This is a genomic window from Listeria grayi DSM 20601 (assembly GCF_000148995.1).
GTDB lineage: Bacteria > Bacillota > Bacilli > Lactobacillales > Listeriaceae > Listeria > Listeria grayi.
This window is the reverse complement of the sequence record NZ_GL538353.1, coordinates 20,983-40,866: the sequence shown is the minus strand read 5'-3', so window position 1 is coordinate 40,866 and position 19,884 is coordinate 20,983. Positions and strand designations below refer to the sequence as shown.

The 19,884-nt window shown below is 41.7% G+C and carries 23 protein-coding genes and 1 other annotated feature; of the genes, 1 reads left to right on the top strand and 22 read right to left on the bottom strand.

The window, feature by feature from the left end; translation table 11 throughout:
• Window positions 1-24: 24 nt before the first annotated feature.
• The 9 genes from xylB to HMPREF0556_RS13425 all read right to left on the bottom strand — a co-directional run bounded on the left by xylB (window position 25) and on the right by HMPREF0556_RS13425 (window position 7,645).
• Window positions 25-1,482, bottom strand: coding sequence for a xylulokinase (gene xylB / locus HMPREF0556_RS07745; protein ID WP_003757287.1), 1,458 nt, complete (start codon window positions 1,480-1,482; stop codon window positions 25-27).
• A gap of 11 nt (window positions 1,483-1,493) precedes the next feature.
• Window positions 1,494-2,453: an aldose epimerase family protein gene (locus HMPREF0556_RS07740; RefSeq protein WP_040486654.1), complete on the bottom strand. Its 960-nt coding sequence runs from the start codon at window positions 2,451-2,453 to the stop codon at window positions 1,494-1,496.
• Between the two features lie 43 nt (window positions 2,454-2,496).
• The gene (locus tag HMPREF0556_RS07735; protein ID WP_003757283.1) at window positions 2,497-3,015 is read right to left on the bottom strand and encodes a D-lyxose/D-mannose family sugar isomerase; all 519 of its coding nucleotides are present in this window, start codon (window positions 3,013-3,015) and stop codon (window positions 2,497-2,499) included.
• Window positions 3,016-3,026: 11 nt separating this feature from the next.
• Window positions 3,027-4,124 carry a PTS fructose transporter subunit IIC gene (locus HMPREF0556_RS07730; RefSeq protein WP_003757277.1) on the bottom strand — a complete coding sequence of 366 codons (1,098 nt, stop codon included), beginning with the start codon at window positions 4,122-4,124 and terminating at the stop codon, window positions 3,027-3,029.
• Window positions 4,125-4,143: 19 nt separating this feature from the next.
• Window positions 4,144-4,452 (bottom strand): PTS fructose transporter subunit IIB, encoded by a 309-nt coding sequence (locus HMPREF0556_RS07725; protein WP_003757276.1) that lies wholly within the window; start codon window positions 4,450-4,452, stop codon window positions 4,144-4,146.
• Between the two features lie 21 nt (window positions 4,453-4,473).
• Entirely contained in the window at window positions 4,474-5,340 is an 867-nt protein-coding gene (locus HMPREF0556_RS07720; RefSeq protein ID WP_003757275.1) for a ketose-bisphosphate aldolase, read from the bottom strand.
• Window positions 5,341-5,353: 13 nt separating this feature from the next.
• Window positions 5,354-5,815: a PTS sugar transporter subunit IIA gene (locus HMPREF0556_RS07715; RefSeq protein WP_003757274.1), complete on the bottom strand. Its 462-nt coding sequence runs from the start codon at window positions 5,813-5,815 to the stop codon at window positions 5,354-5,356.
• On the bottom strand, window positions 5,816-7,291 hold the full coding sequence (locus HMPREF0556_RS07710; RefSeq protein WP_003757273.1) for a BglG family transcription antiterminator: 1,476 nt from the start codon (window positions 7,289-7,291) through the stop codon (window positions 5,816-5,818).
• 195 nt (window positions 7,292-7,486) lie between these two features.
• Window positions 7,487-7,645: a hypothetical protein gene (locus HMPREF0556_RS13425; RefSeq protein ID WP_003757272.1), complete on the bottom strand. Its 159-nt coding sequence runs from the start codon at window positions 7,643-7,645 to the stop codon at window positions 7,487-7,489.
• A 20-nt stretch (window positions 7,646-7,665) separates the two neighbouring features.
• Here HMPREF0556_RS13425 and HMPREF0556_RS13810 point away from each other — a divergent pair, with 20 nt between their 5' ends.
• The gene (locus HMPREF0556_RS13810; RefSeq protein ID WP_077904811.1) at window positions 7,666-7,749 is read left to right on the top strand and encodes an LPXTG cell wall anchor domain-containing protein; all 84 of its coding nucleotides are present in this window, start codon (window positions 7,666-7,668) and stop codon (window positions 7,747-7,749) included.
• An 89-nt stretch (window positions 7,750-7,838) separates the two neighbouring features.
• On the opposite strand, the gene HMPREF0556_RS07705 is transcribed toward HMPREF0556_RS13810, so the two are convergent.
• The 13 genes from HMPREF0556_RS07705 to rplK form a co-directional block, all read right to left on the bottom strand.
• Window positions 7,839-9,293, bottom strand: a complete 1,455-nt coding sequence (locus HMPREF0556_RS07705) for an ABC transporter substrate-binding protein (RefSeq protein WP_003757270.1) — start codon at window positions 9,291-9,293, stop codon at window positions 7,839-7,841.
• A 121-nt stretch (window positions 9,294-9,414) separates the two neighbouring features.
• Window positions 9,415-10,899 (bottom strand): response regulator transcription factor, encoded by a 1,485-nt coding sequence (locus tag HMPREF0556_RS07700; RefSeq protein ID WP_040486653.1) that lies wholly within the window; start codon window positions 10,897-10,899, stop codon window positions 9,415-9,417.
• Window positions 10,899-12,620: a sensor histidine kinase gene (locus HMPREF0556_RS07695; protein ID WP_003757266.1), complete on the bottom strand. Its 1,722-nt coding sequence runs from the start codon at window positions 12,618-12,620 to the stop codon at window positions 10,899-10,901. Before HMPREF0556_RS07695 ends, HMPREF0556_RS07700 begins: the two co-directional genes overlap by 1 nt.
• A gap of 23 nt (window positions 12,621-12,643) precedes the next feature.
• A complete protein-coding gene (locus HMPREF0556_RS07690; protein WP_003757264.1) occupies window positions 12,644-13,258 on the bottom strand; it encodes a YesL family protein in 615 nt (204 codons plus the stop codon).
• A 117-nt stretch (window positions 13,259-13,375) separates the two neighbouring features.
• Complete coding sequence (locus HMPREF0556_RS07685) at window positions 13,376-14,299, bottom strand: carbohydrate ABC transporter permease (protein WP_003757263.1); 924 nt, start codon at window positions 14,297-14,299, stop codon at window positions 13,376-13,378.
• A gap of 11 nt (window positions 14,300-14,310) precedes the next feature.
• The gene (locus tag HMPREF0556_RS07680; protein ID WP_040486652.1) at window positions 14,311-15,240 is read right to left on the bottom strand and encodes an ABC transporter permease; all 930 of its coding nucleotides are present in this window, start codon (window positions 15,238-15,240) and stop codon (window positions 14,311-14,313) included.
• 149 nt (window positions 15,241-15,389) lie between these two features.
• Window positions 15,390-15,722: an AzlD domain-containing protein gene (locus tag HMPREF0556_RS07675; RefSeq protein WP_003757258.1), complete on the bottom strand. Its 333-nt coding sequence runs from the start codon at window positions 15,720-15,722 to the stop codon at window positions 15,390-15,392.
• Window positions 15,695-16,420, bottom strand: a complete 726-nt coding sequence (locus HMPREF0556_RS07670) for an AzlC family ABC transporter permease (RefSeq protein WP_003757256.1) — start codon at window positions 16,418-16,420, stop codon at window positions 15,695-15,697. Before HMPREF0556_RS07670 ends, HMPREF0556_RS07675 begins: the two co-directional genes overlap by 28 nt.
• A gap of 29 nt (window positions 16,421-16,449) precedes the next feature.
• Window positions 16,450-17,052, bottom strand: coding sequence for a class I SAM-dependent methyltransferase (locus HMPREF0556_RS07665; RefSeq protein WP_003757255.1), 603 nt, complete (start codon window positions 17,050-17,052; stop codon window positions 16,450-16,452).
• A gap of 131 nt (window positions 17,053-17,183) precedes the next feature.
• Window positions 17,184-17,549, bottom strand: coding sequence for a 50S ribosomal protein L7/L12 (gene rplL / locus HMPREF0556_RS07660; RefSeq protein ID WP_003757253.1), 366 nt, complete (start codon window positions 17,547-17,549; stop codon window positions 17,184-17,186).
• Between the two features lie 38 nt (window positions 17,550-17,587).
• Window positions 17,588-18,088, bottom strand: a complete 501-nt coding sequence (rplJ, locus tag HMPREF0556_RS07655; protein ID WP_003757252.1) for a 50S ribosomal protein L10 — start codon at window positions 18,086-18,088, stop codon at window positions 17,588-17,590.
• A 47-nt stretch (window positions 18,089-18,135) separates the two neighbouring features.
• Window positions 18,136-18,278, bottom strand: a sequence feature (ribosomal protein L10 leader region).
• Between the two features lie 47 nt (window positions 18,279-18,325).
• Window positions 18,326-19,015, bottom strand: coding sequence for a 50S ribosomal protein L1 (gene rplA, locus HMPREF0556_RS07650; RefSeq protein WP_003757250.1), 690 nt, complete (start codon window positions 19,013-19,015; stop codon window positions 18,326-18,328).
• Between the two features lie 41 nt (window positions 19,016-19,056).
• Window positions 19,057-19,482, bottom strand: coding sequence for a 50S ribosomal protein L11 (gene rplK / locus HMPREF0556_RS07645; protein WP_036103429.1), 426 nt, complete (start codon window positions 19,480-19,482; stop codon window positions 19,057-19,059).
• Window positions 19,483-19,884: the final 402 nt, after the last annotated feature.

The window sequence follows — 19,884 nt, the reverse complement described above, 5'->3', positions numbered from 1 at the left end:
AATGGTTTTCCTGCGATTTTTTTCTTAGGAATCCAATTGATCACTCCACGTTTTGAACTGTTCAAAATAAACGTCATACTGTTTTGACCGCTCGTTATCAGGAAAATAACTTCGCTTCACACGATTATATTTTTCAAGTACGCTTTTCGCATCCAGCCGCGACTCGCTAAGTACTGCACAGATCATAGCGCCAAAAGCCGGGCCTTCATCTAGTTCGAGGACTTCGATCTCAGAGCCGAAAACATCTGCGAACATTTGCAGCCAAAACGGATTTTTGACCACACCGCCGATGATGCGGAATTTAGGTAAAGCTGGTGTTTCCATATTTAAAAAGACATTTTTCAAAGAAAAAGCAATGCCTTCTAAAACAGAGCGAATCAGATCTGCTCGTTTGTGGTGCGCTTTTAAATTAGTGAAAGAAGCAGATAGATCCGCATTATAATAAGGGCTCCGTTCACCAAACAAGTAGGGAACGAAGATAACACCGTTGCTTCCGATCGGGCTTTCTTCCGCTGTTTTTGTAAAAGTTTCAAAGCTTTCGGTGGGAGCCATGATTTGTTTCAGCCAATCGAGCGAATAGCCTGCTGAGAGCGTCACGCCCATTTTATAATTCATACCTTCTAACGCAGAATGAAAATAATGGAAACGCCCGTCTACTTGGGTATGCGTTTCGGTATCATAAAAGAGTACCACGCCGGAAGTTCCCACAGAAATCAATCCCTGCTGATCAAAGTCTGCGATCGTTCCCAACGCACCGCAAGCATTGTCAGCCCCGCCCATAATGATGCGAATATCATTTGTAAGCTTAAATTTTTGCTTTAACGCGGCTTTCAGATTTCCCGCTACTGCGGTCGACGGAATCACATCCGGACATTTTTCGATTGGTATCTCCCACTGCTGTAGTAAATTTTTGTCCCATTCGCCTACTTCGAGATCGTATAAAATCGTTCCCGCTGCATCAGATGGTTCGGTATGTAGCTTTCCAGTGAGATAATAGACCAAATAATCTTTGGGCAGCACAAACTTCCACGTTTTATCCCAAAGCTCAGGTTCATGTTTCTGTACCCAACGGATCTTGGGTAGTGTAAATCCTTCGAGGGCGATGTTTTTTTCATGTTTCAATAAATGCGCCTTCGCTTGCTCGTTCAATTCGCGGACTTCCGCAGTGGTTCGCGTATCGTTCCATAAGATCGCATTGCGAAGGGGCTTTCCGTCATTATCTAGCAGGACGAGTGAGTGCATTTGTCCTGAAAAGCTGATTGCTCGGATACTGCTTTTCAGATCAGAATATTTATCCAGCAGTTTTGCAAAAGCAGTTTCAAATGCGTCTATCCATAATTGCGGGTCCTGCTCGCTGTATCCAGTATGTTCGGAAACGATGGCGTAAGCACTGCTCTCACTTCCCAGTATACCTCCCTTTTCATCGCCCACAATGATTTTCAGCGAGCTGCTGCCTAAATCGACCCCTAAATAATAGTTCATTCCTTTCCCTCCTATATCAACTCATAATCTGTAAACGCAGTATAATGCTGCCTAAGTTTGTCGGCTGATCCACTCTGGAGATAATTCGGCAGACGCTGCATTTCAAAAGTGATGCCGCCGAATTTACGAATGTTTTCTTGGTTTGGCTCTGCTACTTTATTCAGTGTGTAGATCACAGCTGCTTCTTGATTTGTCCGGATCTTCAGTTGGTTCTTCCGATCAGCGGACTGCAAAATGATTCGAGGTACCGTTTCGCTTTTTTTCGGAAAATAGTACGCCAGATCAATACCTCCCGCACAGATCTCAGAGAGTTCTGTGCCGATTTGAAGTGCTTCTCCCACCTGTTTCCTCGTTCTGAAATCAAATGCTTGATAAAGCGGATCATCCAAATCAGCCAGTTCTCCTGTCGGGACACATTGCTCATCGATGAGCTGCAACTTTGCGTCTTCAGTTTGCAGCCAATGTGTTTCTATAGTCGCAGCTGTTTCTTGATTTAAATTGAAATACATATGGTTGGTCAAATTAAAAACGGTAGGCTCAGCGGCGTATCCGCTAATCTCTATTATAAAATGATTCGCCTGCAATTTATAAATGATTTGAATCGAAGCAGGCTCATAATCAGAAGAATCATCTTGATAAGTGAGTGAATAACGATCTGTGTCGATTCTTTCAACTTGCCACTTTACTTGATGCAAGCCATGTTTGCCGCCGTGCAAATGAATACCGCCTTCATTCTGATCTAGCGTCACGAGATCTCCAACTGCATTTCGATAAAACGGCGGGAATGTTCGCCCAGCGTTTCGACCGATCATAGTACCGAAAAAATGAGGATTTTGCACATATTTTTCTATATCCGTATAATGAAGCACATAATTTGTATTGGTCTTCCGATTGATCAATTTGGTGATGATTCCGCCATGATCCAAAAATTCCAAGTGGATCGCATCATTTTCCAGTGTATAAGTATGCAATGATTTTCCTCCTTTAAAAAAGAGAGACAAGGCGCACCTTGTCTCAACCTCTTACAATATTGGGGTCCGTAAAGACATCGCTCTCATCGTCGCTTGGAGAAGAAAATTCTGAGATGACAGCCCCTTCTGCACCTGCTTGAAACCAATGTTTGATATTTGGATCGATCGTGTATTGATCGCCAGGATATAAAATGATTTCATGTCTGACAGTATAATAAGCATCTTTTCCTGGCGGTATCTCGCTGGCGATCCCGCCTTCTGGCTCAGGGCCTTCCACATATAAGTAGACGCTCCCTTTTCTGCAACGGAATGTTTCCTGCTTTCCGGGAATATCTCCTTTTGGAGGGTGCCGGTGTTCTGGACATGTTTGTTTCGGCAAAAGTACCATCTCTTTGGCACAATAGCGGTCGTTATTGACATAGACAATCAAGTTAAGTGCTTCTGTTTCGATATTATCAAGCCCAAAATCGGCAAAATCGATACGGTTTAATTCTGATTCCGTCAATGCAATCCCGGAGTCCAAGAATGCTTTTTTGACGCGTGCTTCATAGTCTTTCATCATTGATCCTCCAATCAGCTGATTTTCATATCGTCCCATGAGATATCGTCTTCTTCTTTTTCTTCCACAATAACTTCTGCATTCGGGTCAACACGTTTTTTCAAGATCAAGATCGATACAGCGGTCGCAAGCGAGCCAATCAGTAGCGCTGCCAAAAATGCCCACGGGTGAGTCATCGTCGGAATAGCAAACATTCCTGATGCCGGGATGTGACTGTCTGCGCCCCATAACATGCTGAGCCCGCCGCCAATCGCGCCGCCGATACCTGTGGCAATGACATTTCGTAACAAGTCATTCAATACGATCGGGAAACAACCTTCTGTAATCTGGCAGATCCCCATTGGAAAAGCGGTCTTCAATGTTTCTATCTCCTGACGATTAAAAATATTCTTGCGGATGACTTTCCCGATAAAATAAGCCATTGTAAGCCCAAAAGGTGTTACCATCGATGCTAATATCAATACGGTGATCGGTTCATAGATCCCTTCGGAAAACATGGCAAACACAAATGCGAAAACAACTTTATTGATCGCGCCGCCATAGTCGATTGAAGATAAGATACCGATGATTGCTCCGTAAACGAAGAGCGAAGAAGTATTCAAGCCGCCTAAGTAGTCAGTGATCAAACCGGTAAACCAGTTGATTGGCGTCCCGATAATGTAATACATGACCAGTCCGGCGATAAAAGAACTTAGGAATGGAATGACAAGTGTCGGCATCAGCCCTTGCATCCAGCTAGGTACTTTAATGAAAGCTGTAATAAGTAAAACCACAATACCAGCAATATATCCGCCGACTAACCCGCCTAGAAAACCTGCGCCAATACCGTTCGCAACCATCCCGACGATCAAGCCTGGTGCAATACCCGGCTTATCCGAAATGGAGTAGGCAATCGCTGTGGATACGATCATCGGCAAAAGTCCAAGGCCATAGCCACCCATGGTGGTCATTGCATCCGCAAAAGAAAAACCTTCTTTGAATTTTTCGATCGTTTCGCCGCCTAGCATATTTCCGATCGCAAGCAAAAAACCTGAAGCTACTACAATGGGCAAAAAGAATGAGATCGCTGTCATTAAATGCTTTTTAAAACCTATGTTTTTGAGTGCTTCCATCAAACTTACCTCCTACTTTTTATACTTTCAGCTCTTCTAATTTTTCGATCAGCTTGGTTGGGGATTTTACAACAAGTCCAGTTGGTACTTCCACGATCTTTTTACCTGAAAAGCGTTCTCTGCCGCCAATCTTGATATCCGCTGCGATCACCACGACATCTGCTTCGCGGATCTCTTGGTCCGTCAAGGGATCTTGTGTCCCCGACAGACCTTGTGTTTCGATTGCTACTTCATGACCTCTGCTTGTACCTGCTTTGATCAATTTTTCTTTCGCGATATAAGTGTGGGCGATACCCGCAGTACAAGCTGCGATTCCTACGATTTTCATCAACAAACACTCCTTTGCGATTTAGTAATACTTCACTTTATCATTCGACTTGAATAAATGGATCTTTTCAAGTGCTACTTTTTTCGTTTCTTCCATACACGCTGGGAATAAGACATTTGGCTCGCGGATCTCGCTGTTCCCGCCATTTAAAACTTCCCGTAATTTATTCGCGAATACGATTTTGATATCGCTTGAGATATTGATCTTGTTGATCCCCATCGTTACAGCCGTGCGGATCTCATCGTCTGGATTACTGGAACCGCCATGCAATACCAGCGGAATGTCTACGCGACCGGCAATATCTTCTAAAATATCAAGTCGCAGTTTCGGATCAAGATTTTTCGGATAGATCCCATGAGCTGTTCCGATCGCCACAGCTAAACTATCTACATCTGTTTGCGCGATAAAGTCTTTCGCAACTTCTGGATCTGTATAAATGACCTCGGTCACGCCGCCTTCAACAGTATTCCCAGTGTCGCCGATCGTTCCAAGTTCTGCCTCTACCGATACTCCGACCGGATGCGCCGCTGCTACGACTTTTTTTGTGATAGCAATATTTTCTTCAAATGATAAGTGAGAAGCGTCGATCATAACAGATGTAAATCCTAATTGAATGGCATGAATCACTTGTTCATAGCTAGCACCGTGGTCCAAATGGATACAAACAGGTACCTTGCTGTGGTTGCCTAAGAATTTGACTTGGTCGACAAAACTGTCTGTCAGAAAACTCAATTCATCTGGATGGATCGCGATCATAACGGGAGACTGCGCCTCTTCGCAAGCTTCCATCACCGCATTTAAAAGTTGTCCTGAACCTGCATTGAAAGCCGGCACCGCGAATCCATGTTCATTTGCTACTCCCAAAATTTCTTTTCCGCTTACTAACATTATTATCTCTCCTTTAAGATTTAGTGATCAATCTATACAAACCATCTATCGTCTGAACTTTTTTTAAGTTCTCGATAAATGTTTCGTCCGCTAATAGAATGGCGATTTTCTGCAGCAATAAAATGTGCGTCGTATTTGCGTCTGTATCTCTTACTGCGAAAAGAATAACAACACTGACACCACCTCCATCCAGTGTTTCCCATTCGATCTCACGCTTCAGTGTGGCAATGGCGACGGTCGTTTCCAGCACTGCTTCTGATTTCCCATGCGGGATCGCAATCCCTTCGCCGATTCCCGTTTCGCCTTCTGTTTCGCGTAAATAGACGTCGTCAAGAAACATTTTTTTATTTGAGATATAGCCTTCCTGCTCCAGCAGATCCCCTAATTCTTCTAAGATCTCTGCTTTGCTGTTAGCTTCTGAATTGATACGCAGTAGATTTTTATGGACGATTTTTTCTAATTCAAGTACTTCCATTTAATTCATCTCCTTAAAAAAGTAATTGATCGTTTGGATATCTTTTTCTGTAAGCAGCGGTCCGATATTAAGGACTGGGATCTTGCCGATCTGCATCGGTACTCGAATCGTAGAAAAAATCAAATCGATATTTTCGTTGATAAAATCCAAGTTTTTCCTGGCTTGGCGTTGGCTCATGGTCGCGACGATATTCAAGTCGGGAAAGCGCTGCTGGACTCTTATTTTGAGAAGTTCTGAGGTTCCGACTCCTGTGGAACAAATCAACAAGAGGTTTTTCTGTTCCTTTTGTTTGATCTTATATTTTTCAAAGTAAAGGGTGATGTAGCCCGTTTCGGCATTGTTGATTTTTTTCTCGAATGCTAGTTCTTTATTTATTTCGCTAGATACCGCTTTTACTTTTAAATAGGTGTCGCGGTATTCAGAGATCACTTCATCCAACATATTGTTTTCGATCCCGATCCCAAGCCGTAATCGGCTGAGCATGGGTAAAACATGCTGATAGAGGTCTTCATAAAGTGATCTTTGCGAAGGTAGCAGACTGATATCACTGATGCCGAAAAATCGAGTAATGTAAGTTGTCGTGATCTCTTCGGCAAGTTTCTTATCGATATGGCTGCTTTCACGTTTTTGGATATTGATAGAATAGACATTTTGAAATAGGAAATACGTTTCCAGCTCATTTAAAGCAACGCCAACGTATTCTGTGACATTTTTGACGATTTTTTCTGCCACTTCCTTAATATCTGAATTGGCTTCCATCAAAAGCCGTTCATCGTTTTCGAGCGGTTCCTGACTTTCCAAGTAGCGCACTTTGCCATCACGGTAGCGTTTGATCAGCATGAAAATGTGTGTGTAAAGGGCGACGTCATAAGGATAATTGATGTATTCACCGATTTTTTCTTCGATCAGGGCGATCTGACTGTCGATAAAGTGTTTATCGAGATTGTTGATCTCGACGTTGATTTCGCCCAAACTATTGTTTTTGTTGATTTCCAGCAATAAACTATTGATTGCTTTACGAATATTCGTTTCTTTTCCGCTCAGCCAGATAAAATCCTGATCATAGTGTAGATTCAATTCAAAACGACTGACGATCGCACCGATCTTTTTCATTTTTCGAACCCGTGAACTCTCGCTCAAGTATTCATAATTAGGTAAACTTCTACGCACCGTTTTTTTCGGATGTTTAAAAAGTAGTGTCAGTACTTCATCAAATAAGTCATTTTCCTCTTTTATCGGAACAACAGAGTAAATATCTTTATTGAGAAAAAAGTTATTCAGTTTGTATCCCTTTCCTGCTTCTGAATCTACGAGTGGGACGTGGTAATCTTTTAAAGAGATCTCGTTGATCCGCTTGACGATCCGGTAGATCGTCTTCGAGGAAACATATAATTCTTTTGATAGGTATTTCGCAGAAACAAATTCTTCAAAGTTTAGATGATTGAGTAAAAGATTTTCTTTAGAACTGAATATCATGTCCCTCACCTCTTGACCTTATTATATCGTTATTGTATTCGCTTACATTTCAGTTTATGTCTATAGTTACGGACAATCTGATCCTATCTCCGCATCCAATCACTCCTTTTCTTATTTATTAAGTAAAAAAAGAAACTAGCATTGGATCTGCTAATTCTTTCTTTAATATTCGCTCATAAGCGCGAGAAAAGCTACTTATAAAGCTTTTTTATTTTCTAAAATCGTTACTTCTGTTCGGGCAAGTTCTTGATTATGATTGTTTTTCCCAACGACTGCTACCTTACTGTTTGCAGAAATACCGAGTCCTTTGACATAATAACGAAACTCGCCGCTTACATGACGGAAGCTTACCACACACAGGTGACAACAATCCAATCGTATGGGTATTAGTAGGATTGTTCGCCATTGTTGGAGCTATCTTCTTTATACTTTCTGGAAAGAGAAAAGAAAAACATTAAAGCACGAAAAAACCAGCCTCCCCTTTTTTGGAGGCTGGTTTTTTTGTTAAGATAAGCAAAAGGGCGGAAAATACCGCTTTTAAAATCATTTATTGTTGTTTCTTAAACGCATCATACTGCTTTTGGATCTCATCTCTTACTTTATCATAACCCGCTTTTTTCAATTTCTTGTCCATTTCCGGAATTGCTTTATCTGGATCTAATGTCCCGGTATTCAAGCCATCCACATATTGATTCATGACATTCGAAATATTGGATAATTCGGTTTTCACTGAATCAGTGTTGAAATTGAAACCTAATAGCGGCGTTTGTTTTGCTGCTTTGATTTTGTCATCACGTTCTTTGATCTTCGCTGGGCTGACATTATCTGTTGGGTAAATGATTTTGTTATTACCAGTATTCCATGCAGATAAGTGATTATTTGGTTTGTAGCCGTCTAATAATTTTACGCGGCCATTATCGACTTTTTTCCAAGCTTTTCCTTCGATTCCATAGATCAATGTATTTAGGATGGATGGATCAGAATTAAGTACGCCTAACACTTCTACTGCTTTTTCTTTGTGTTTCGAGTTGCTGGAAACGACAAAGTTAGCGATTTGGGCTTGTGTATTGGTTTTATAAGCGTCTGTGATCGGTTTAGAGACAAGCGGCTGCCCTGCTGCTTGTGTTAAGATCGTGTCGCCGTAATCGAATGGCCCTTGTGTTTCTTGGCGAACGAACCATGTGCTGCTGTTTAGCGGATATTCGTTTGTGCTGGTAGCTGCATCTTGAGCAACATATCCATCTTTGTAATATTTGTGCATCGTCCGTAAGTTGTCTTTCATTCTTTCATTATCGTATTGATTGATGATCTTCGTTCCGTCGCCTTTTAGATCAATAGCAAACGGCATTTTGTTCTCTAATGGATATTCCATGTTCGATTCCACTTTAAACCCTTGACCAGCGGCGATCGGCGTTACACTTTTTTCTTTTTCTTTGATAACTTTAAGTAACGGCGCTAGATCTTGGTAGCTCTTAACGTTTTTGATGTCAAGATCATATTTGTCTAAGTAATGTTTGTTGAATGTCAGCACTTGTTGGGCAAAGACATTGGCATTCACTGGGAACGCATATAATTTCCCGTTGACAGTATTTCCTTTGATATAAGCCGGATCTAATTGATCGTACGCTTTTTTCGCATGTTTCGGCAATAATTTTGTCAAATCTGTATAAGCACCTTTTTGAGCATTGATCACATAACTATTGGCATAAGCAATGTCGTAATTTTCTCCGGACGAAACGATAACAGACATTTTCTTAGGATAATCGCCCCAAGTAATGAAGCGCATATCCAGTGTTGCACCTGTTTCTTTTTTGATTTTCTTATTTGCATCCGCAAGCAGTGCATCGAAACCTTCTGGCTTATCACCAATTTGATACATGACGATCTTGCCGCCGGATGCTTTCCCTTCTGTCGGTTTACCTGATAAACTACAAGCACCGAGCATAGCAACAACGGATAAAGCAATAACCCCAAGTACAACTTTTTTTGACCAGTTTTTCATTTGTACTGTCACTCCTTTTATTTTATCTCCTAAAGAAAACGCTTTCTAAATAAATTATACTTTCTACGCCTAAATAAAAAAGGTACAAATCATATGTAAAAATAGATAAATCATAGCTTTTTTATTCTAGCGGGTCAAAGTTGCTTTGGTATTGCTCGCGGAATTCTTTCGGCGAGATACCGCAGATCTTTTTGAAACTCTTATAGAAATAGCCCGCACTTGTATACCCCGTCTTATCCGCGATCTCATTGATCGTATCACTGGTATCGACTAAGAAATTCTGCGCCTTTTTGATGCGGTATTGATGCAAGTACTGAGAAAAACTTTTATTTGTTTCTTTTTTGAAAAGCTGTCCGACGTACATCGTATTCATATGCAGCCGATTCGCCACATCTTTCAAGTTGAGCTGCTGATCATATTCATTATGAATGATTGCCAACACATCTTGGACATGTTCGGAATATTGCCGTTTTCCTTTTTGCGCCCGTATCTCGGTAATCGTTTCTTCAATCACAAGCTGCAGCTCTTCAAAATTTTGACTGATTGCGATCTTCTCTGCATGCTCTTGATAAAAATGTTCCGTGACTGTTTCAAATTGTCGATAAAGATCGATGAAAATCAAAAAAACGATGTGCCTTGTGTAATTTGGCAGTGCTTCTGACTTTTTGAGCGTATCAAAAATCTTCGTGATCTCCGCTTGTACTGTTTCAAAATCACGGATCGATAGTGCTTTGTTGAAGGCAACGAATGAAATGGACGGAAGTGCGCCTCGAGCTGCTACGTCATTCGCTTCCATTTCCTGGATACCTTTTCCAGTATAAAAATCATGGAGTTGACTCGATCCTAAAGCACTGTCATAACTAAGCGAAACGTCTTTGAAATCCACGATTGTCTCGCCGACGACGATTTCCGTATCCAGCAGCTGCAAGTCCTGCTGTAAATCAGCGATCAGGCATTTAATCGGCCGCTTTTCACCTTGATAGATGAGCAACCAGCGATCGATCTCATGCACAAATACTACTAGCGGCTGCTGTTTTTGGAGCAAATATTCTTTGATTGCCGTTTCATTTTCCGGTCGGTCAATAAAAACAACGGTGAAATTCTCTTGCGCCACATTGATTCCTTGCTTTGCTAGATAACCTTCCAGCGCGTCATAGTCCACTTCATCATGCAGCCAGTTCACTAGAAAATACGCCTGTAAGTAATCCTGCTGCTGCTCTTGCTGACGATCTTCTTCAATCAGCGCACCGACCCGGTTCAGCGTCTCGATCATTTCCACTTTATTGACCGGCTTGAGCAGATAATTCTCTGTCCCCAGATTCAACGTATCTTTCACATATTGAAATTCCTGATATCCGGAAAGCATGATCGAACGAAATAAGCAGCCGCTTTTCTTCGCTTGCTCTAAAAATTCGATCCCTGACATAATCGGCATATTGACATCTAAAACGATCAGATCAACAGGTTCCTGCCGAATAAATTCCAGCGCCTCCAAGCCATTGCGAGCCGTACCAACTACTTCATAGCCTAACGACTCCCAAGGAATCAGCTTTCGCAAGCCATTAATGATCATGTATTCATCATCCGCTAATAATACCTTATACATCATATCCCCTCCTTTTGATCAGCACGCCTCAGTGGAAAACGAATCTGCGCCGTGACTCCGCCGCTCTCGTTCTGCTGAAAGGTAAAGCTATACTGGTTATCAAAATAAACCCGCAGCCGCTCATTAACATTGCGGATACCAATTGATTCTGCGCCTTCCAGCGAATTTTTTTGCTTCAATTCCATATTTAGTGTCTCAATCTCCGTTACAGTCATACCTAGGCCATTATCCGCTACCGAAATAACGATCTCCCCATTTTCCGAAAAAGCTTTCAAACTACCGGCATTATCGATCCGACTATAGTCGATCCCATGTAAGAAATAATTTTCTAACAGTGGCTGGATAATAAATTTCGGAATAACGACTTCCTTGACTTCCTCTGCTACCGAAAAGGAATAAGCCAGCCGATCCGGGTAGCGCATTTGATACAGGTAGAAATATTTCTCACAGAATTCCAGTTCTGCTGCAATCGTTGTAGTTTTTTCCTGTGAAATATTGTTCCGTAGTAGCGTAGCAAAGGCGTACACCACATCTGCTAGATCATCTGCTTCCAAGCTAACGGCATACATGCGGATATATTCCAACGTATTATATAAAAAGTGGGGATTGATCTGCGACTGTAAAGCCCGCATATGAGCATCCCGCTGCGCCAACTCCAAGCGATAAATATCATCCATATACTGATTGATATTATCCAGCATTTGATTGATTCCATTCGAGATCGCATACAGTTCTCCCTGCTTATCTGCTTCTTCGATCCGCGCTTCCAATTTCCCGGAAGAAACGTCTTCCATCGAGCGCAAAATACTTTTGACCTGAGCATCATATTTAGAAAACATTTTGTACAATGCCGTGATCAAGAGCAGATCCAATAATACCACACCAACCCACAGAATCGAAAGCGGACCTAACAAGGCGATCCACACTTGCTTTCCCGCAACAACTGTCACGATTTTATAACCGTTACTGGCAGTTACGGACTGCATAAAGTAATGATTTTCCGAAAGTGATGCCAATGAATTGTTTTTGAGCCCCTGCTTTAAGACTGATAGGCTACTATCTGCCGCATTCATTCGATAATCATATACTAAGTTATTCTGCTCCGTCGTCACAAACAAAGATACTGGTAAATTAGCCCCATATGTCACCAATGTTTGCTTAAACTCCTTCGCTCGCAATGTCAAATACAAAGTTCCCATCTGTTCCAACGTATTAGGATTGATAAGCACTTTCTGGATGCGTACTCCTTCTTTCTCCACCGGTAGTCGCTGCAGAAATTGACCGTTTTTATTATCCAAGCTTGAGTACAGGACTTTTTTCTCATTATTGAGCGAGATTCCGATCGCTGTGATCGTATCATCGTCATAATAGATTTCCCGTAACTGCTGTGGCAAGTAAATAAACCCCGAGCCGTTATTGTCCCGTTGTTGGTGGATACTGTATTTCAAGTAATCGGATTCATTCTTTTCAAAAAAAGCCTGCAGATTGTCGATCTTATCCTGATTGCTGACTAAATCCCGGATAAGCAGATCCAGCTTTGAATTCTTTTCCCGAATAATATCCGCTACATGTCCTGCCGACTGCGCTAATGCGATTTTAGCTTTTTTTCGTTCTTGGTGGATCATGGAGTAGCTGATCAAGACAGCAAATACAGTGATCGCAACCAGTAAAATAAACGCATATGTCTTGAGCAGCTGTTTGAAAACATTCCGTTTCCCCATAATCGGCTGTTTCCTCCCTTATATTATTCCATCCCAAACTTCGCATTCATCTGCTGATAAATTCCTTTAGTAATAAATAGTACATAAATAACTAACAAACTTACTGTTCCGAATAGTAACAGCGCCGGACTTTTATAGGTAATAACTGCCACCACAAGGATGCCCGCCAGTAGTTTGATGATTGTGAAGAAGTTTGTGAAAAAAACAAGCAACGTCAATTTCAAGATATTTCGAAATGACGTCTGATAACGCGAATCAGTGACTAATGCCAAGATAAAGCAGACAGCTACCAGCACTATCGCACCGATAAGGATACAACTCGTCATCAAAAAGAAGATCCCTTTCACTTGCACCGCCGCATATAGGCTGTAGAGCAATATTCCTGCACAACCAGCGAACAAATAAAACAGGGCATTCCCACGTTTGAAATTTTCTTTATAAAAACGCCATGCCACCCGCCAAGTGATTTCTTTCGTATCGAATTCAAACTCGTACGCCAGATTCGTGATCGTCAGCCAAGCAGGGCCGATACCAAGTACGATCCCGCCGACAAACATCAATCCTACAAAAATCACATGCATTTTAATGACTGCATAACAGCGAATAAAAATCTGTTCCAGCATTCTTCCCACTACCATACTTTCTCCTCCAAACGCTTCCTTTTTATTATATAGGAAAATCTTCGCTTATAGCGCTAAAATTTCTAAATATATCAGAAAGAGAGCGCACCACGATCTGCCCTCTTTCAACATGTATTATTCTTTTACCCCGCCGATCGTCATTCCGCGGACAAAGTATTTTTGGAAGAACGGATAGCTCAAAGCAATTGGCAGCGTCGAGATCACGACCATTGCCATCCGTGTCGCTTCTTTAGGGATACTCGAAATATTGCCGGCCAAATTTCCGCTCATAGAGGCATTCTGCGCCATATAATCAATATTGGATTGGATCTTCATCAGCAAGTACTGCAATGGAACCAGACTGTCGCTTTGGATATAGAGCAACGCATTGAACCAGTCATTCCAGTACCCTAGCGCTGCAAACAAACTGATTGTCGCGATCCCTGGCACCGCAAGTGGCACAACGATACGGGCAAAGATTCTGAACTCACCGGCACCATCGATCCGCGCTGACTCAATGATCGCATTGGGAACTGAGCGCAGGAAGAATGTCCGCATCACGATAATATTAAATGGACTCAACGCCATCGGTAAAATCAGCGCCCATACTGTATCTTTCAGATGTAGCATATTTGTCATGATGATATAGCCTGGTACAAGCCCTGGACTAAACAACATCGTGATCAACGCAAAGAATGTCAAAAACCGGCGCCACTTGAAATTTGGACGCGAGATCGCGTACGCATAAGTAGACGTGAAACTGACATTCACCAAAGTCCCGACTACCGTTACAAAAACCGTTATGAACAACGATTGCAGAATCTGTTCCTTCATTTCATACAAGTAGCGATAACCCTCAAAGCTCCACTGCTGCGGCCATAATTGATACCCATTCGTCAGCAAAGACTGCTCGCTCGTCATAGAGATCACGATAACGAATAGTAACGGAAATACACAGATAAAAGCAAACACGCCAACTAATAATGTGAAAAATAAATTTGTTTTTTTACCAAATGTCCGATGTCTTACTTCTATAATCGATTGCTTTTTTCGTTTCATTTTCTCTCCTCCTAGAACAATGCCGACTCTTTATCGAATCTTCGTACAATCAAGTTTGTGATCACAACTAAAGCAAAACCAACTAATGATTGATAAAGTCCAGCTGCCGCAGCCATCCCAATGTCACCCGTACTCGTTAATCCATTATAGATATAGGTATCTAAAACAGAGGTAACTTCCGTCAAAGCGCCCGAATTATGTGGGATCTGATAAAACAATCCAAAATCGGCGCGGAAAATATTTCCCACCGCAAGGATCGTTAAAACAGACATCAACGGGATCAGTTGTGGAATCGTGACATTCTTGATCTGCTGCCATTTCGAAGCACCATCGATCTGTGCCGCTTCGTAATAAGTCGGATCGATCCCCATGACCGTCGCAAAGTAGATAATACTGTTATAGCCGATCCCCTTCCAAATACCCATAAAGAGAATGATCAGCGGCCAGTACTTCGGCTCATTATACCAGCTGATACTCTCGCCACCATGCGAAGTAATAATGCTGTTGAGCAGGCCTTTATCTGGACTCAAGAACGCATAGACAAAGTAACTGATAACGACCCAAGATAGGAAATACGGAAGCAACATCGAAGTTTGAAAAACCTTGACCGTTAATTTTGATCGCAGCTCGCTCATTACGATCGCCAAGAAAACGGCCCCGATCAGACCAATCACAATAAATCCTAAATTATATAAAATCGTGTTCCGTGTAATCAAATACGCATTGTCCGAAGAAAATAAGAATTTGAAATTATCCAGCCCCACCCACGGGCTTTCCTTCAAGCTCTGTAAAAAACCGCCAGCAGCATAGTGGAAATTTTTAAATGCCACTACGTTCCCGAAAACAGGTATGTAAAAAAAGATGATCAACCAAACAACTCCTGGCAAACACATCGCCAAAAACGCCTTATTCCGCATAAATTCTCGTGCCCATTTTTTCATCTTCTGTCCCTCACTTCCTTGTTGACCCTTCATTATCTCCATTGTAACGAATGATTTTTCTTTCAAAAAGGAACAAATTATAGAAAAAAAGAGAAGAACTATATATCTTCACAAAAAAAGCTGCCCCCGAAGGAACAACTTGTACTTCTTTACGCGATACCAAACAACCGCAGTGCCGCCATTGAGACCACACCAATGATCACGACCCATAGCAGGCTCTTCGTGAGAATCGCTGTCAAAATACTCGGCAGCGCCGCAAGCAGGTTATCCAGTTTGATCCCAGGAAAGTGACCTGGATGATCCACTAGCAGACCTTGAATGAACAACGCTGTCAAAATACATAAAGGGACATAAGACAGATACTGCATGACCACTTCGGGGAGATCCCACTTTCGGACAAGTATAAAAGGAGCCACGCGTGGCAGCCAAGTGACGATACCGCAGCCGATAACTGCTAGAAGTGTGTAGAGAGAGATTTCCATCTATCCATCACCACCCCGATCAAACAGCCTAACAACGTTGCAGCCAATATCGACAATTCCGGTGTCATCAACCGCATAAAAATAAGCACTAAACAACTGACAGTAAGCATCACCAACAAACTTTTCCCGATCGTTTTGCTTTTATCACTGATCAGTTGTAAATATAATAATCCGATAAACATCGCTAAAAGTGCAAAATCTAATCCAAATGCTTCTGGATTCGGCAGCCACCCACCAATAAAGGCCCCAATAATACAAGCAACGATCCACGTAATATAAGCCGTAATATTCAGACCATGCATCCAGGCAGGCGTCACAGCCTTTTTATTCCCGATCCGATTCATTGCGACCGCGAATGATTCATCCGTCAATAGCGAACCGATCCCAACGTTGCTCCATAAAGAAGCCTTCTTAAACGTTGGTGCAACCGCCATACTCATCAAAGCATTCCTCGAATTTATCAAAAAAGTCGTCACGATGATCGCCGATAACGGACTCGCCAGTGCCAGCATCCCGGAAATAATAAACTGCGCAGCCCCCGCATAAACAACTGCCGCAAGCAAGATTATCTCCAAAAGACTAAGACCAGACGTCTTGCCAACCACGCCAGCAGCGATCCCGATCCCAAGATACCCTAACACGGTCGGCAAACACGCTTTCACTCCATCTACAAATGTCAGTTCATCCGTCTGTTTCATTATCTGCACCTCACTCTTATCTGCATAAATTACTGTTTGACACTTTTATAGATAAAATATCCTTTGTCTCTAGCGACCATTTCCACATTACCAAAAACAGCTTCCATTTTCTTTTGAGCAGAGGGCCCACCTTGTTTTTTCTGAATAACGATCCAAAGCTCACCGCCACTGATCAAATGGCCATAGGCATCACTGAGAATCTGGTGAACAATCACCTTCCCTGCCCGGATTGGCGGATTGCTTAGAATATAACGATAATCATCAACCGTCACATTTTCATAAACCGAACTTTCAAAGATAGCCGCATTATCGATATGATTCAATGTCGCATTTTCCTTTGCTAGTTCAATCGCCCGTTCATTCACATCGACCATATCGATTCTCATTGCCGGATAAGCCTTTGCCAAAGCAAGCCCAATTGGTCCATATCCACAGCCGACATCTAATACTTTTCCATCAGTGCTATTCGGGGCAAAGTTCTCTATTAATAAACGCGAGCCGAAGTCGACTGTATTTTTGGAAAAAACGCCACTATCACTTATAAAGCTTAGTGTATTATTTTTTAACTGAAAATCCCATTTTTTTCGATTATGATCCAATTCTTTATTATTTGTATAATAATGCTGATTCATCTTTTTCCCCTTACTTTCCCATGTATTCTTGCTATAACTATAACAAAACTACGGAAGTGTAACAATAAAAATCGTTTCGAGCACAAAAAAAGGCACCATCATAAAATGACAGTACCTTTGATCGAGTAAAATTATTTGAATTCTACGCCAGCGCCAACTTCTTCAAGTTTAGCTTTGATTTCTTCAGCTTCTTCTTTAGTAACGCCTTCTTTAAGAGCTTTAGGAGCGTTATCAACAACTTCTTTAGCTTCTTTCAAGCCAAGACCAGTGATTTCACGAACCACTTTGATAACTTTGATTTTAGAATCTCCAGCAGAAGTAAGTTCTACTGTGAATTCAGTTTGCTCAGCAGCAGCAGCGCCACCAGCAGCAGCTACAGCTACAGGAGCTGCAGCAGTTACGCCAAATTCTTCTTCAATTGCTTTTACTAAATCGTTTAGTTCTAATACAGACGCTTCTTTTACGGAAGCAATGATTTCTTCAATGTTTAAAGCCATTTTAAAATTCCTCCATTATAATTGGTTTTTTTGTTTGATTAAGCTTCTTGTTCTTCTTTTTGATCCGCTACTGCTTTAGTAGCAATTGCTAAGCCACGAACTGGAGCTTGTAGTACGTTGCAAAGCATGGATAGCAAACCTTCGCGAGATGGAAGATCAGCAAGTGCTTTGATTTCTTCAAGAGAAGAAACTTTACCTTCGATGATCCCCGCTTTGATTTCAAGCGCTTCATGATCTTTGGAAAAGTCATTCAAGATCTTAGCAGGTGCAACTACGTCTTCATTACTAAATGCAATCGCATTTGGACCAGTCAATACTTTGTCCAAACCTTCTAAAGAATTGGCAGCTACTGCACGACGAGTCAATGAGTTTTTGTAAACTTTAAAGTCGATTCCAGCTTCACGTAATTGTTTACGTAATTCTGTTACTTCTGCTACGTTAAGACCACGATAGTCAACGATGACAGTAGAAACACTTTCTTCGATCTTAGTTTTGATTTCATTAACTGCATTTTGTTTAGCTTCAATAATTTTACTCATTCTTACACCTCCGTCCACTGATATGAATTTCTATGACCCCGAGTATTCGGAGCAAATAAAAACCTCTGTGAACCGTAGACACAGAGGTTTTCGCTAATTCGCCGGAGCGAAAAAGCAATCGTTAATCCTCGGGTGGCAAATTTAAGTGCAAGCGCACGCCAACTGTCTACGGTCAGGATATTTATTTGTATCAACTAGCCAAGTCTATCAAAATTCTATATACAAGTCAAGCTTATATTATAGACTGAATGTGTCAACTTGGATACCAGGTCCGTAAGTAGTAGTTACGGAAAGATTTTTCACGTAAGTACCTTTCGCAGATGCTGGTTTTGCTTTTTGAATAACATCATTTACAGTACGGAAGTTTTCAACTAAAGCGTCAGTTCCGAAAGAAACTTTACCGATCGCAGCATGGATGTTACCGGATTTATCAACACGGTATTCTACTTTACCAGCTTTGATTTCGTTAACAGCTTTTGTTACGTCCATTGTTACTGTACCAGTTTTAGGGTTAGGCATTAAACCTTTTGGTCCAAGCACACGGCCTAGTTTACCAACTTCGCCCATCATGTCAGGTGTCGCAACGATTACATCAAAGTCGAACCAACCTTGCGTAATTTTTGTTACGTATTCAGAATCGCCTACGTAATCAGCGCCAGCAGCTTCAGCTTCTTTTGCTTTATCACCTTTTGCGAATACTAATACGCGAGCAGTTTTACCAGTTCCGTTTGGCAATACAACAGCGCCACGGATTTGTTGGTCTGCTTTTTTAGGATCCACGCCAAGACGGAATGCTACTTCAACAGTCGCATCGAATTTAGCGTAATCGATTTCTTTAGCAAGTGCAATTGCTTCTTCAATAGCATATGCTTTGTTTGTATCTACTTTTTTCAAAGCTTCTTGATACTTTTTACCTTTCTTAGCCATTTCTTTTCCTCCTTATTGTTTCACTTTGGGAAATGCGCGTTTTAGTCTTGGACTGTGATGCCCATTGAACGTGCAGTACCTTCTACCATCAACATTGCAGCATTAACATCTGCAGCGTTTAAGTCAGGCATTTTAGTTTCCGCGATTTCTTGTACTTGAGCACGAGTTACCGTAGCAACTTTCGTTTTGTTTGGTTCACCAGAACCTTTTTCCACTTTAGCAGCTTTTTTAAGCAATACTGCAGCTGGCGGTGTTTTAGTGATGAACGTGAACGAACGGTCTTCAAATACAGTGATAACAACAGGAATGATAAGACCAGCTTGATCGGCTGTACGAGCGTTGAACTCTTTACAGAATCCCATGATATTAACACCAGCTTGACCTAGTGCAGGTCCAACTGGAGGTGCAGGATTTGCTTTCCCAGCAGGGATTTGTAATTTCACTTCTTTAATCACTTTTTTAGCCACGAGACATACCTCCTTAAGTCCGTGATGTGGTTGTATGGGGCTGATATTTCCCCTCCCACGTTGAAAAATACGCATAGAAAGCGTACTTTTCTATAGTAACACGGATTTGATAGGAAGGCAAGGGCTAGTCGATGAATTTGTATTTGTATCCGCCTTTGCTGTCTTTCTCTGCAAAGTAAAGCTGATTACAACAGCGAGATTTATAGAAGATATCCAAACCCATGTATCCTGTACCTGTATATAGAATTAGAAAGCACCTTTATTTTTTGCACTTCAAAGGATTCTGAGGGATACTATCTGTTAGCCAAACCTTCTCATTGCCCAAAACGAATAACGTTTTTTTTCGTGTTTTTTTGATTGTCGCAAGCTCCGCACTGATATTGTCTAGGATGTTATCCAGCA

What these genes read in the sequence shown, in the direction of transcription:
- HMPREF0556_RS07665 (WP_003757255.1), bottom strand. Translation starts at nt 17,052, where the DNA reads ATGAATCAGCATTATTATACAAATAATAAAGAATTGGATCATAATCGA.
- xylB (WP_003757287.1), bottom strand. Translation starts at nt 1,482, where the DNA reads ATGAACTATTATTTAGGGGTCGATTTAGGCAGCAGCTCGCTGAAAATC.
- HMPREF0556_RS07690 (WP_003757264.1), bottom strand. Translation starts at nt 13,258, where the DNA reads ATGGTAGTGGGAAGAATGCTGGAACAGATTTTTATTCGCTGTTATGCA.
- HMPREF0556_RS07725 (WP_003757276.1), bottom strand. Translation starts at nt 4,452, where the DNA reads ATGAAAATCGTAGGAATCGCAGCTTGTACTGCGGGTATCGCCCACACT.
- rplJ (WP_003757252.1), bottom strand. Translation starts at nt 18,088, where the DNA reads ATGAGTAAAATTATTGAAGCTAAACAAAATGCAGTTAATGAAATCAAA.
- HMPREF0556_RS07720 (WP_003757275.1), bottom strand. Translation starts at nt 5,340, where the DNA reads ATGTTAGTAAGCGGAAAAGAAATTTTGGGAGTAGCAAATGAACATGGA.
- HMPREF0556_RS07730 (WP_003757277.1), bottom strand. Translation starts at nt 4,124, where the DNA reads ATGGAAGCACTCAAAAACATAGGTTTTAAAAAGCATTTAATGACAGCG.
- HMPREF0556_RS07680 (WP_040486652.1), bottom strand. Translation starts at nt 15,240, where the DNA reads ATGAAAAAATGGGCACGAGAATTTATGCGGAATAAGGCGTTTTTGGCG.
- HMPREF0556_RS07685 (WP_003757263.1), bottom strand. Translation starts at nt 14,299, where the DNA reads ATGAAACGAAAAAAGCAATCGATTATAGAAGTAAGACATCGGACATTT.
- HMPREF0556_RS07710 (WP_003757273.1), bottom strand. Translation starts at nt 7,291, where the DNA reads ATGATATTCAGTTCTAAAGAAAATCTTTTACTCAATCATCTAAACTTT.
- HMPREF0556_RS07735 (WP_003757283.1), bottom strand. Translation starts at nt 3,015, where the DNA reads ATGATGAAAGACTATGAAGCACGCGTCAAAAAAGCATTCTTGGACTCC.
- rplA (WP_003757250.1), bottom strand. Translation starts at nt 19,015, where the DNA reads ATGGCTAAGAAAGGTAAAAAGTATCAAGAAGCTTTGAAAAAAGTAGAT.
- HMPREF0556_RS07695 (WP_003757266.1), bottom strand. Translation starts at nt 12,620, where the DNA reads ATGGGGAAACGGAATGTTTTCAAACAGCTGCTCAAGACATATGCGTTT.
- HMPREF0556_RS07700 (WP_040486653.1), bottom strand. Translation starts at nt 10,899, where the DNA reads ATGTATAAGGTATTATTAGCGGATGATGAATACATGATCATTAATGGC.
- HMPREF0556_RS07705 (WP_003757270.1), bottom strand. Translation starts at nt 9,293, where the DNA reads ATGAAAAACTGGTCAAAAAAAGTTGTACTTGGGGTTATTGCTTTATCC.
- HMPREF0556_RS07675 (WP_003757258.1), bottom strand. Translation starts at nt 15,722, where the DNA reads ATGGAAATCTCTCTCTACACACTTCTAGCAGTTATCGGCTGCGGTATC.
- HMPREF0556_RS07715 (WP_003757274.1), bottom strand. Translation starts at nt 5,815, where the DNA reads ATGGAAGTACTTGAATTAGAAAAAATCGTCCATAAAAATCTACTGCGT.
- rplL (WP_003757253.1), bottom strand. Translation starts at nt 17,549, where the DNA reads ATGGCTTTAAACATTGAAGAAATCATTGCTTCCGTAAAAGAAGCGTCT.
- HMPREF0556_RS07670 (WP_003757256.1), bottom strand. Translation starts at nt 16,420, where the DNA reads ATGAAACAGACGGATGAACTGACATTTGTAGATGGAGTGAAAGCGTGT.